This window comes from Baumannia cicadellinicola str. Hc (Homalodisca coagulata), assembly GCF_000013185.1.
GTDB lineage: Bacteria > Pseudomonadota > Gammaproteobacteria > Enterobacterales > Enterobacteriaceae > Baumannia > Baumannia cicadellinicola_E.
Genome location: NC_007984.1, coordinates 362,346 through 374,818, shown reverse-complemented (window position 1 = coordinate 374,818; position 12,473 = coordinate 362,346). Strand labels below are relative to the sequence as shown.

At 34.0% G+C, this 12,473-nt stretch carries 12 protein-coding genes and 4 tRNA genes; 4 read left to right on the top strand and 12 right to left on the bottom strand.

Features of this window, described 5'->3' with window-relative positions:
- Positions 1-16: 16 nt before the first annotated feature.
- The 9 genes from BCI_RS01815 to coaA form a co-directional block, all read right to left on the bottom strand.
- Positions 17-502: a CvpA family protein gene (locus tag BCI_RS01815; RefSeq protein ID WP_011520544.1), complete on the bottom strand. Its 486-nt coding sequence runs from the start codon at positions 500-502 to the stop codon at positions 17-19.
- Between the two features lie 393 nt (positions 503-895).
- Entirely contained in the window at positions 896-2,176 is a 1,281-nt protein-coding gene (gene folC / locus BCI_RS01810; RefSeq protein WP_011520543.1) for a bifunctional tetrahydrofolate synthase/dihydrofolate synthase, read from the bottom strand.
- A gap of 42 nt (positions 2,177-2,218) precedes the next feature.
- Positions 2,219-3,106 (bottom strand): acetyl-CoA carboxylase, carboxyltransferase subunit beta, encoded by an 888-nt coding sequence (accD, locus tag BCI_RS01805; RefSeq protein ID WP_011520542.1) that lies wholly within the window; start codon positions 3,104-3,106, stop codon positions 2,219-2,221.
- 111 nt (positions 3,107-3,217) lie between these two features.
- The gene (gene truA / locus BCI_RS01800; RefSeq protein WP_011520541.1) at positions 3,218-4,021 is read right to left on the bottom strand and encodes a tRNA pseudouridine(38-40) synthase TruA; all 804 of its coding nucleotides are present in this window, start codon (positions 4,019-4,021) and stop codon (positions 3,218-3,220) included.
- A 7-nt stretch (positions 4,022-4,028) separates the two neighbouring features.
- A complete protein-coding gene (locus tag BCI_RS01795) occupies positions 4,029-5,159 on the bottom strand; it encodes a 4-phosphoerythronate dehydrogenase (RefSeq protein ID WP_011520540.1) in 1,131 nt (376 codons plus the stop codon).
- Between the two features lie 73 nt (positions 5,160-5,232).
- Positions 5,233-6,453, bottom strand: coding sequence for a beta-ketoacyl-ACP synthase I (gene fabB, locus BCI_RS01790; RefSeq protein ID WP_011520539.1), 1,221 nt, complete (start codon positions 6,451-6,453; stop codon positions 5,233-5,235).
- 250 nt (positions 6,454-6,703) lie between these two features.
- Positions 6,704-7,771, bottom strand: coding sequence for a chorismate synthase (aroC, locus tag BCI_RS01785; RefSeq protein ID WP_011520538.1), 1,068 nt, complete (start codon positions 7,769-7,771; stop codon positions 6,704-6,706).
- A gap of 14 nt (positions 7,772-7,785) precedes the next feature.
- Positions 7,786-8,721 (bottom strand): 50S ribosomal protein L3 N(5)-glutamine methyltransferase, encoded by a 936-nt coding sequence (gene prmB, locus BCI_RS01780; protein WP_011520537.1) that lies wholly within the window; start codon positions 8,719-8,721, stop codon positions 7,786-7,788.
- Between the two features lie 61 nt (positions 8,722-8,782).
- Positions 8,783-9,733, bottom strand: coding sequence for a type I pantothenate kinase (gene coaA / locus BCI_RS01775; RefSeq protein WP_143485614.1), 951 nt, complete (start codon positions 9,731-9,733; stop codon positions 8,783-8,785).
- A gap of 267 nt (positions 9,734-10,000) precedes the next feature.
- Between coaA and BCI_RS01770 the strand changes: the two genes are divergently transcribed.
- The 4 genes from BCI_RS01770 (at position 10,001) to BCI_RS01755 (ending at position 10,366) form a co-directional block, all read left to right on the top strand.
- Positions 10,001-10,073: transfer RNA gene (locus BCI_RS01770), tRNA-Thr, on the top strand.
- 18 nt (positions 10,074-10,091) lie between these two features.
- Positions 10,092-10,173: transfer RNA gene (locus BCI_RS01765), tRNA-Tyr, on the top strand.
- Between the two features lie 16 nt (positions 10,174-10,189).
- A tRNA-Gly gene (locus tag BCI_RS01760) sits at positions 10,190-10,261 on the top strand.
- Positions 10,262-10,288: 27 nt separating this feature from the next.
- Positions 10,289-10,366, top strand: a tRNA-Thr gene (locus BCI_RS01755).
- 22 nt (positions 10,367-10,388) lie between these two features.
- Here the strand turns inward: BCI_RS01755 and rplQ are convergent.
- The 3 genes from rplQ to rpsD form a co-directional block, all read right to left on the bottom strand.
- Positions 10,389-10,775, bottom strand: a complete 387-nt coding sequence (gene rplQ, locus BCI_RS01750) for a 50S ribosomal protein L17 (protein WP_011520535.1) — start codon at positions 10,773-10,775, stop codon at positions 10,389-10,391.
- A gap of 63 nt (positions 10,776-10,838) precedes the next feature.
- On the bottom strand, positions 10,839-11,822 hold the full coding sequence (locus BCI_RS01745; RefSeq protein ID WP_011520534.1) for a DNA-directed RNA polymerase subunit alpha: 984 nt from the start codon (positions 11,820-11,822) through the stop codon (positions 10,839-10,841).
- Positions 11,823-11,842: 20 nt separating this feature from the next.
- A complete protein-coding gene (gene rpsD, locus BCI_RS01740; RefSeq protein ID WP_011520533.1) occupies positions 11,843-12,463 on the bottom strand; it encodes a 30S ribosomal protein S4 in 621 nt (206 codons plus the stop codon).
- Positions 12,464-12,473: the final 10 nt, after the last annotated feature.

The following is a 12,473-nucleotide window of genomic DNA, read 5'->3' as shown; positions in this document are numbered from 1 at the left end:
TATATTACCAAATAGTTTAGATCAACATATTACTGTTTGTTATATGCAGATAATTTAATAACCATCTCATGATGGAACATAATTGTGGTATGAGTAGGGACTGTTGCCAATATTTACTATATTGACAATTAGTAAAAGTGGCGAATAGATATAGTATAACTAAGATAATGAGTATGCCACGTAGTAAGCCAAAACATGCGCCTAATACACGATCAGTTCCGTCTAAGCCCGCTCGTTCTACTAATGAGCTAGCGACGTTATTAATAATTTTTCCAATCAGCATTGTTATAATAAACAGTATAGTAATAGCAAGACTATTCCGAACTATCTCTTCTTCAAATTGAGTTAAGTAATTTGCTATAGTTTGATAATAACTACTAGAAACAAAAAAAGCACAAGCTAAGTTAATTAATGATAACGATTCTTGAATAAAACCACGAATAAGACTTAGTAGTGTTGAAAACATAATAATACTAATTATAAGATAATCTATCCTGCTCATCGGTATATCCGTTTGGAAATTTTTTAAAAGAATAGCTAGCTGTTATTACTGAACTGACATGATAGAAATATTTATGATAGCTCAAGCTACTTAATAAGATGTTTTTACTTATTAGTGTGTAGCTGTAGTTCTCTAATTTAGAGCTGTTTAATAACTTAGTATTATATATTTAATGTATAAGATGTTATTCATATAATTTGCTTCTGCTGTATTTATAGTAAAAATAAATTTTTTATTAGTCTTTAATAGCGACTATTGACTAACTATGAAATAGTTAGTTTTTACTAGTATCGTCAATTTACGAGTAAAAATCTCTATTAAGAATTATTTTTAGCATGTTACAATAAATCATAAAATCATAGTTTTAATGCGTGCATAAAAAGTCTATTCAGACTAGTTACTGAGATTTTCTCTTATAACTGATGCTACAGTATGAAATGAACCAAAAACAAGTATACAGTCTTCTGGAGCTGCATCTAATATTACTTGTCGCCAAGCACTAGCTATATCCTGAAACTTTTGTGTATTACTGTCAAGCAAAGCAGCTAGTTCTTCTGCGCTCGCTGCATTTTGATCTGGAATAGTTGCACAGTACCATATATCTACTTTATCGCGTAGATAGTTTAGGGTTCCAGAAAGATCTTTGTCCGCTCTCATACCAACAACAGCTCGAATTCTACTATTTTTTGGTAAAGGTAAATTTTCTAGTTGGTATGCTAGATAATTTGCGGCATGGGGATTATGTGCAACATCTAAAATAACGAGTGGTTGCTTGCAGATAATCTGAAACCTTCCAGGTAACATCGCATATTGTAAACCTTGATGAATACAATCCTTACCTACTTTAATAGGTAGGTAGCATAATACTGCTAATGCAGTAGCTGCATTATCTAACGGAATTGCAGCCGGTAATGGCAGTTTTTTTAACTCAAGATCTAGTCCCCACCAAGTCCAGTAATTACTTTTTTCTCTACTAAATCCCCAATCTCTATCACGGGCAAATAACATTACATTATTGTTTGCCGCTAATAGATCTAATATAATTGGTCGGTCTGAATCACCAATAATTAAGGGTTTACCATAACGCATAATTCCAGCTTTTTCGCGTGCAATACTGTCACGATCTAAGCCTAGTAAATTTGTATGATCTAATGCTATATTAGTTATTACTGCAATATCTGCATCAATAATATTAGTAGCATCTAATCGACCACCTAATCCAACTTCTAGAATCACTACATCAAGCATTGCTTGACAAAATAGCTGTAATGTAGATAACGTACTAAATTCAAAATAACTCAAAGATATATCATTACGACCAGTTTCTATTACTGACATTGCTTTACTATGATCAGTATCTATTAGTTGCCTTCCGTTAATACGAACACGTTCAGTATAACTTAAAAGATGAGGGGAACTAAAAACGCCAACTTGTAGACCATGATATAGTAAAATAGCTTCTAATAGCCGACAAGTCGTACCTTTACCATTAGTGCCACCAACAGTAATTACTAATGGCGCTGGTTTTAATAGGTTTAGGTTAGTTGCGACACAACGTATTCTATCTAGACTTAAGTCGATCGGTTTGGAATGTAAATTTTGAATATAGTACAGCCATTCGGTAAGTGAAGAATTTGCCTGAGGAATAAAAAGATTGGTTTTTTGTTGATTCATTATTGTCTTTTATTAGTTAGAAATTAAAATACATGTAATTAGTCAACATGTATTTTCTTGAGAATTAGTTGATTTGAGTGGTGGACGACTAGTTAATTTAGCTAGTAAGCGAGCGATACGCCAGCGCATATCTAGTCTATTGACTATCATATCAATAGCACCCCTTGCAAGTAAAAATTCACTACGCTGAAAACCGGCAGGAAGTTTTTCACGCATAGTTTGTTCTATTACCCTTGGGCCAGCAAAACCTATTAGTGCTTTAGGCTCTGCGATATTTAAATCTCCTAGCATAGCTAAACTAGCAGACACACCACCCATAGTAGGATCAGTAAGTACTGATATATAAGGTAGGCACTGGGCACGTAACTTAGCTAACGCGGCGCTAGTTTTAGCCATTTGCATAAGTGACATTAGAGCTTCCTGCATGCGTGCACCACCACTAGCTGAGAAGCATACGAATGGACATTTATCTAACAAAGCCTGCTCGACAGCATATACAAAACGTGTTCCTACTACAGAAGACATTGATCCTCCAATAAAACCAAATTCAAAAGAAGCAGCAACTATCGGCATACCATATAGTGTACCTTTCATGACTACAAGTGCATCTTTCTCCTTAGTTGCTTTTTGTGCTGCTATTAAGCGATCTTTATACTTTTTAGAATCACGGAATTTTAATATATCTTTGGGTTCTAGCTCACTACCAAGCTCATATTTACTACATTGATCTAAGAAAGCGTGCAAACGTACCCGTGCTGATATACGCATATGATGGTTGCATTTTAGGCATACCTCCAAATTACGTTCTAATTCAGCACGGTATAAGACTTGGCCACAGCTATCGCATTTAGTCCATATTCCTTCTGGTATATTTGCCTTACGTGTAGGAGTAATAATGCTTTTATTGATAATACGTTCAATCCAGCTCATTTATAATACTTAGACCTAATAGTAAACGAGTAAAATATATTAATTAACTAGTTTGATAATTATTATATAATTAAATATATATAAGTAATTTAAAAGTCAATAGATTTATTACTATATTAGAAAAAATAATTCGACCGGTACCGATGGTAATGCAAACTCTGATGGGTAGTATACATTAACTAAATATAATCCTTTTGCTCTAGCAGTTATCCCAGCTAATGAACGATCTCTTCGTGCTAAGAGATCTGCAATCCAATTTTCTGGTTTTTTACCCGATCCTATCTCTATTAGACAACCAACAATATTACGTACCATACGATAAAGAAAAGCATTTGCTGTTATATCTACTATAATATATGATCCATGGCGTTTAACTATTAATTGATGTAAATTACGCCAAGGAGTACGGGAAGTACATTGTTGTGCTCTAAAAGAAGTGAAATCTCTTTCACCTAGTAAGCATTGTCCTGCACGATCCATTTTTAATGGATCTAATGGTTGGTAAAAATGCATATATCCACTACTACCAAGCATTGCCGGACGTAGTGGATGGTTATAAATTATATAACGATAACTACGTGCAGTAGCGCTAAAACGAGCATGGAAATTGAGTGTTACAGTCATTGCCCAGCGTACAGCAATACTAGCTGGTAAATTAGCATTTACTCCTAACGTCCAGGCTTTATTAGTTCTTAGTGCAACTGTTTCAAAATGAACTACTTGTCCTGTAGCATGTACACCTGTATCTGTACGACCTGCACAAAATACTGAAATTTTTTCGTTAGCAACTATTGATAGTGCTCGCTCTAGGCTAGCCTGCACACTAGGTAATTCTTTTTGTCGTTGCCAGCCATAATATAGACTACCATTATATGCTATACCTAGTGCTATCTTTATGCGATGTTTGTTAGCCACTTTCTATCTATATTAGAATTGATTTAAAACCTAACTGATTGAGCATATTCGTACTTATATTGTTATCTGTTCCAACAGATAAAGATGACCACTCCCGACGCTCACAATAATTAGTTCTTAGTTGATCAAATCCATGTGGTTTATGGATATTGCGGCGTAAAAGGATATCATCAAATTGTAAATCGTATATCAAATATGCTAACTTACGTAATTCTTCTTCGTTTATAACTCCGTGCCAACGAACATATTCAATCATGGGTGCTGGTAAAAATGCCGAAACATTTAAGGATTGAATAGCTCCGAGAAATTTGCTATAATCGTTAAAAATCTTAATAGCTCCACGTACCTTACCCTCTAAACTATAACCTGCAATATGTGCAGTCCCTATATCAACATTATTTAATAGCGATAGAGATAAATTTGGTTCTTTTTCCCAAACATCTAAAATGACACTAAGTAACTTACCTTTCTTTAAAGCATGTAGCAGTGCTACATTGTCTACTACGGCACCACGGCAAGTATTTATTAATATACGTTTAGTAGAAGGTAACGCAGACAATAAATCTTCATTTATGAGATGCCAGGTAGCATGTCGCCCATGGTAAGTCAGTGGTGTATGTAATGTTAGTACGTCTGCTTCCGTAACTAATTTTTCTAGCAATTGCCATTCACCTATAGTACTTATTTCAGCTTGTGGGGGATCACATAATAAAGTAGGTACACCAAAAGCATTAAGTCGCTGGTATAATAAACGACCAATATTACCTACACCAATAATACCGACTGTCTTATCACGTAAGTGAAAACCATAGCGTTGTGATAATAATAGCAGCGCTGTAAAAACATATTCTACTACTGCTATAGCATTACAACCAGCAGCATAGGAGAATTTAATCCCTGATTTTTCTAACCAATGATCATCAATATGATCTATACCAGATGTAGTACTACCTACAAATCGTACTTTACTGCCTTCTAATAAAGATTGATTTACATTAGTAACTGAACGTACTATTAGAGCATCATAAGATGAAACTATTTGAGCAGTAATTTTACGTCCATGTATAATTTGCACATCACCCAATCTACTAAAGATTTTATGAGCGTAAGGTATATTTTCATCAACTAGTATTTTCACATTTTGTTCCTAGTAGAGATCGAATTTTAATAATTCACAAAAATAACATCTTCTTCATAAAATATACTATAAATTAATTGTTATCTGTATATTTGCGTATTACTAATGTTGCATTAGTTCCTCCAAAACCAAAACTATTACTCATTACTGTAGTTAATTTTCTCTGAATAGGTTCTGTTATTAAGTTTGTGTCTTTCGCCTCAGGATCGAGATTATTTATATTAATACTAGGTGCAATAAAACTATTTTCTATCATCAGCAGAGTAAAAATCAATTCATGTACTCCAGCAGCACCTAAGGAATGGCCTGTCATAGATTTAGTAGATGATAATGCTGGACGTTGTTGGCCAAATATTTGACGAATAGCACATAACTCTTTTATGTCGCCAACTTGGGTTGATGTACCATGTACGTTAATATAATCAATTAACGTGTCAGTGTTTTTTAGCGCCATATGCATACAACGAATAGCTCCTTCACCAGAAGGTACAACCATATTAACACCATCAGACGTAGCACCATAGCCAATAATTTCCCCATAAATATAAGCATTTCGTGCTAGTGCATGTTTTAATTCCTCTACTACAACGATACCTCCACCTCCTGCGATTACAAAGCCATCACGGTTAATATCATAAGTTCGAGATGCTTTTTCCGGAGTGGCATTATATCGAGTCGATAGAGCTCCCATAGCATCAAACTCGCAAGCCATCTCCCAGCATAACTCTTCACCTCCTCCAGCAAAAATAATATCTTGTTTATCTAACTGAATTAGTTCTAATGCATGACCAATACAGTGCGCAGAAGTGGAGCATGCTGAACTAATAGAGTAATTTACACCACGAATTTTGAATGGTATTGCTAAACATGCTGATATACCTGATGCCATAGCCTTAGTAACCATATAAGGACCGACTCCGCGTAAACCATAATTAAGCATAGCATTAGTACCCTTAAACTGATTACGCGGAGAACCACCCCCAGAACCAACGATAATACCAGTACGATCATTGGATATCATATTTTGTGTTAGTCTAGAATCTAATATGGCTTGTTCCATAGATAAAAATGCATAAATAGAAGCATCACTCATAAAGCGTGCTATTTTTCGATTGATCAGTCCATTAACATCTATTTTTATATTACCCCAAATCTGGCTACGCATCCCAGATGTTTTAAATTCTGGAGAAAATTGAATTCCAGAACGACCTTGTTGCAAAGATGTAAGAACTTCTTTTTTATTAGAACCAATACTTGATAATATACCTATGCCGGTAATTACCGCACGTTTCATATCATATCCTCTTGTAACTTATTAAAAGATAACAAAGTACTATAACTAATAGATGTAAGTTACACACTTAAGATAAGTTTTAGTAAGGTGATTATTAGCAAAAGAATTACTATATATAATCGAATATTTTACAAGCAAAAATTACTAATTAACAAGCTTGATATATATTGACGAAAATTGATATCTATTGACTAAATGAGGACAGTATTAGAGTTATCATACTTATAAAAGACTAAATGATCTAATTAAACTATTTTACATCCGAGCACTGTGCACGATTCCGCAAAAAATGATCCATTAAGACAATAGCCATCATAGCTTCTGCTATCGGTACAGCTCGTATACCTACACAAATATCATGTCGACCTTCAGTAATTATTTCCACTTCGTTACCATAGCGTGTAACAGTATTACAAGGTTGTTTAACACTAGAAGCTGGTTTTAGAGCTATATGAGCTATTACTGGTTGACCACTACTAATACCACCAAGAATTCCGCCAGCATGGTTACTTAAAAAACCTTGAGAAGTTATTTCATCTCGATTCTCATTACCAAGTTGACTAATTACTGCAAAGCCATCACCTATTTCTACCCCTTTTACTGCATTAATACTCATTAATGCATGAGCTAAATCTGCATCTAGACGATCAAATACTGGTTCACCTAAACCAGCTGGAACATTTTCAGCTATGATGGTAACTTTAGCTCCAATAGAATTACCATATTTTTTTAAGTTCCGTATTAGTATATCGAGTGCTTCTAGACAATCTATATCAGGACAGAAGAAAGGATTTTGTTCTACTTGATTCCAATCTTTTAATTCACATTTAATGTGCCCAATCTGGGCAATAAATCCCCGTATTTTTATACCGCATCGATATGCTAAGTATTTTTTAGCGATGGCACCTGCGGCTACTCGAATGACTGTTTCACGTGCTGATGATCTACCTCCGCCTCTATAATCTCGCATACCATATTTTTTTTCGTAGCTATAATCCGCATGTCCAGGACGATAAAGATCTCTAATAGATTGATAATCTTCTGAATGCTGATCTTTGTTTTGCACTAGAAGACCAATACTAGTTCCGGTAGTTACTCCTTCGAATATTCCTGAAAGAATATATACTTTATCATGTTCATATCGAGGTGTAATATATAACGATTTACCTGGACATCGTCGGTTTAGATCTATTTGTAAATCATCTTCACTTAATTTCATGCCTGGAGGGACACCATCAATAATACCTCCTAGTGCTTTACCATGAGATTCACCAAAAGTCGTTACACGAAATAAATTACCAATACTATTTCCTCCCATATATCTTCTCTCAATTAATTACCGCAAGACTGAAAAGCATCTATATGGTCAACTAGTTGTTGATGAGTTAACATAAAAATACCTTCACCTCCATTAAATAATTCAAACCAAAAGAAAGGCACAGTCGGATACTGTTCTATCAATGTTGTCATTGTTGTACTACCAACTTCACAGATAAGTATACCGTGAGAACTAAGATAGCGAGGCGCACAGGCTAAAATACGACGTATAAATTCTAATCCATCTTTTCCCGCTATAAGCGCTAAAACTGGTTCTGCATAGAACTCTAACGGTAAATGCTTCATGCTTTTCTCATCTACATAAGGAGGATTAGCAACTATTAAATCATAACACAATGGAGATAATTCACTAAATAAATCAGAGCAAATAGGATAAACACGATTTTCTAATTCATGTTGTTTAATATTATGCCAGGTAACCTCAAGTGCATCTATTGAGATATCTACTGCATCAATCTTAGCTTCTGGATAAAGGTAAGCAATAGCTATAGCAATACAGCCACTACCAGTGCACATATCTAGGATATGTAATGGTGTTTGAGGAAGTAAATTACGGAAATTATCTTGAATCAATTCTCCAATAGGAGAACGAGGAATTAATACTCTTTTATCTACATAAAACTCTAAATTACAAAACCAGGCTTTATTAGTTAGATAAGACACAGGAATATGATCGTTGATTCTTCGTATAACACGTTCAATTATACGGGTACGTTCACTCAAAGTTAAACTAGTACAATACATTTCTACAGGGAAATCTAGTTGTAAGAATAAACTAGGCAATATTAATCTTAAGGCTTCATCCCATGAATTATTAGTACCATGTCCATAGCAAATTGAAGATGCATTAAATTGACTAACTGTCCAGCGTAACATATCTTGTATGGTACGTATTTCAGCGATTGCTTCATTAACTAATAATGTTTCCAAATATCATTCCTTAATAATAGGAATTAATCATTAATCTAATATTAAATTTATAATATATATTTTATTGACGTAAAAGTATCTTACTGACTGAATGATTAATACTTTTGCTTAAAATTAAATTAGCATTTGTGTGATTAGGTAAAATATTTTGTTCTAAATTAGGAACATTAATTTCATACCATAATTTCGTTGCAGTCACTATAGCATCTTGTTCTGACAGATGGGTATAATGATTAAAATAAGAACTAGGATTAAAAAATGCTTGTTTACGTAAATTCAGAAAACGGTTGATATACCAGGTTTGTATAATATCCTGAGGAGCATCTATATAAATAGAAAAATCAATAAAATCAGAAATAACAAAAGGAAAATTATATTTTCTATAATGAGTGTTATTTTTTAATATATTTAACCCTTCAAGTAATAGTACATCTGGCTGAAGAAGCACCTTTTTCTTATAAGGAACAATATCATAGATTAAATGAGAATAAATTGGAGTAGTAACATAGTGCATACCAGATTTAATTTCTAATATAAATTTCATTAAACTACGTATATCATATGTATTTGGAAAACCCTTTTTCTTCATCAGATCCCGTTCTTTTAGAACTTGATTAGGATGCAAAAAATCATCTGTTGTTACCAGATCGACAGTTCGATTTTCAGGCCAACGACTTAATAATATTTGTAATACGCGAGCGGTAGTACTTTTACCCGCTGCTACACTACCAGTAATACCAATAATAAATGGTGTTCGTAGGTTTTCTGTACCTAGAAATAGTTTTGGTACCACTGAATAACTTCTATTACTATTAATATAGAAATTCAATAAATGTGATAACGGTAAGTAGATATCGGATACTTCTTTTAAAGAAAGTTGCTTATTAATACTTTTTAATTTAATGACTTCTTCTTTAGTTAATGGAAAAGATTTACTTAATGCCGCCCATTTTTTGCAGCTAAATTGCAAATAAGTAGTTAAATTCAGGAGTTGTTGCACAGCTTTAATTATACAAATTATTAATTATAAATAATAATATATATGTATGAAATAGCCAGTTATGTACAGATCTATCCAGTTTGCATAAAAATAAACCAGAGAAAAAATATCAGACAACGAAATTTTTTCCGTGTAGTTTTTCTCATTAAAATCAAAAAATTACGTTAATTAGTCTATTGGAGATAGATAATGTTGTTATTTTTTGAGAAAATTTAACAAAAAATGATTTTTTTGTTGCATCAGTTCTAAGCTATACTTAGAATGCGTAATACTAATGTCGCCGACATAGCTCAGCTGGTAGAGTAACTGACTTGTAATCAGTAGGTGGAAGGTTCGACTCCTTCTGTCGGCATTAAAATATAATGAATAAGGTGGGGTACCCAAGCGGCCAAAGGGAGCAGACTGTAAATCTGCCGTCACTGACTTCGAAGGTTCGAATCCTTCTCCCACCATTCCTCAATTTAACAGGCGGGTATTGTATAATGGTTATTACATTAGCCTTCCAAGCTGACGATGTGGGTTCGATTCCCACTACCCGCTCTCCTAAAATTAGGAGTAAATATTTTTGCTGATATAGCTTAGTTTTGGTAGAGCACACCCTTGGTAAGGGTGAGGTCGGCAGTTCAAATCTGCCTATCAGCACCACATAAAAAAGGGAAAGATAAATTTAATTAATATCTTTAGAATTATTAGCTGAAATACGATCAACAAACTCAATATATGCCATTGGTGCATTATCACCAGCACGAAAACCACATTTTAAAATTCTGGTATAACCCCCTGTACGGTTTAAAAAACGTGGACCAAGTTCACGAAAAAGTTTTGACACGATTTCGTTAGATCTTATTTTAGCAAAAACTAGACGGCGATTTGCGATATTATCATGCTTAGCAAGTGTAATTAATGGTTCAACTACACGAGGTAGTTCTTTTGCTTTTGGTAGAGTAGTTTTAATAACTTCATTTATAATTAATGAAGCAGCCATATTACGTAACATAGCATGTAGATGACTACTATTACGGTTTAGTTTACGCCCACACTTACGATGTCGCATGATGTTTTCCTTATTTTTATCAACATCTTTTAACAGTACAAGTTAATGAGTTACAATATTTTTTTATTTATCAATAAAACCTAACGGAGGCCAATTCTCAAGACGCATACCTAAAGATAAACCTCTAGAAGCTAAAACATCCTTAATTTCGGTTAGAGATTTTTTACCGAGATTAGGAGTTTTAAGTAATTCAACTTCAGTACGCTGTACTAAATCTCCTATATAATGAATTGCTTCCGCTTTAAGGCAATTAGCAGAACGTACAGTTAATTCAAGATCGTCAACTGGACGCAAAAGTACTGGATCAAATTCTGGTTTTTCTTCTTTTACTTCTGGTTGACTTATATCACGCAAATCAACAAAAGCTTCTAATTGTTCAGCAAGAATAGTAGCTGCACGACGAATAGCTTCTTCAGGATCTATAGTTCCATTTGTTTCTATTTCTAAAATTAATTTGTCTAAATCAGTACGTTGTTCAACTCTTGCTGCTTCTACATTGTAGGATATATTTTCTACAGGACTATAGCATGCATCTACTAGCAATCGACCAATAGGTCGATCATATTTATGAATTCTAGCAGATGCTGGAACATAGCCACGTCCACGTTGAACTTTAATTCTCATATTAATCGAAGCATTTTCTTCGGTTAAGTGGCATAATATATGCTGTGGTTTAATAATCTGAACATCACTATCATGGATAATATTAGCTGCAGTAACTGGGCCAAGACCTGACTTATTTAAAGTTAAAATCACGTTATCTTTGCTTTGAACTTTTACTGCAAGCTCTTTTAGGTTAAGTAAAATTTCAATTATATCTTCTCTTATCCCTTCTTTTGTACTATACTCATGTAGTATACCATCAATCTCAACTTCCGTAACTGCGTAACCTGGTATTGATGAAAGCAGAATACGACGCAAAGCGTTACCAAGAGTATGGCCAAAACCACGTTCTAAAGGCTCAAGAATAACTTTTGCATGTGTTAAACTAAGTTGCTCGATATCAACTAAGCGCGGCTTTAAAAATTCCGTTACAGAACCCTGCATAGTTTCCTCTCTTTAGAACTTTACTTAGAGTAAAGTTCAACGATCATATGTTCATTAATATGTGCTGATAGATGAATTCTTTCAGGTATTTTCTTAAATATACCTTCCATTTTAACTATATCCACCTCAAGCCAGGTAGGTTTTTCACGTTGCTCAGCTAGTTCTAATGAAGCACGAATGCGAGATTGCTTTTTTGCTTTATCACGTATGCTAATTTTATCATTAATAGCTACTTGATAGGATGCTATATTAACTATATGGTTATTAACCATAATAGCTTTATGACTAACTAATTGGCGAGATTCTGCACGGGTTGCACCAAAACCCATTCGGTACACAACATTATCTAAGCGACTTTCTAATAGCTGTAATAAGCTTTCACCAGTATTACCTTTCAGACGTGCGGCTTCTTGATAATAGTTACGAAATTGGCGTTCTAGTATACCGTATATACGACGTACTTTTTGTTTTTCACGTAGTTGTAAACCATAATCAGAGAGACGTGGTTTACGTGCTCCATGTTGACCAGGAGGTTGCTCAATTTTACATTTAGAATCTATAGCACGAACACCAGATTTAAGAAAAAGATCTATGTTCTCACGACGACTCATTTTAAGTTTAGGCCCTAAATATCTTGCCATTTACTTTACT

Bases quoted from the DNA above. Each gene is read 5' to 3' on its own strand.
- rpsD (WP_011520533.1), bottom strand. From the start codon at position 12,463: ATGGCAAGATATTTAGGGCCTAAACTTAAAATGAGTCGTCGTGAGAAC.
- aroC (WP_011520538.1), bottom strand. From the start codon at position 7,771: ATGGGAGGAAATAGTATTGGTAATTTATTTCGTGTAACGACTTTTGGT.
- fabB (WP_011520539.1), bottom strand. From the start codon at position 6,453: ATGAAACGTGCGGTAATTACCGGCATAGGTATATTATCAAGTATTGGT.
- accD (WP_011520542.1), bottom strand. From the start codon at position 3,106: ATGAGCTGGATTGAACGTATTATCAATAAAAGCATTATTACTCCTACA.
- BCI_RS01815 (WP_011520544.1), bottom strand. From the start codon at position 502: ATGAGCAGGATAGATTATCTTATAATTAGTATTATTATGTTTTCAACA.
- folC (WP_011520543.1), bottom strand. From the start codon at position 2,176: ATGAATCAACAAAAAACCAATCTTTTTATTCCTCAGGCAAATTCTTCA.
- rplQ (WP_011520535.1), bottom strand. From the start codon at position 10,775: ATGCGACATCGTAAGTGTGGGCGTAAACTAAACCGTAATAGTAGTCAT.
- BCI_RS01745 (WP_011520534.1), bottom strand. From the start codon at position 11,822: ATGCAGGGTTCTGTAACGGAATTTTTAAAGCCGCGCTTAGTTGATATC.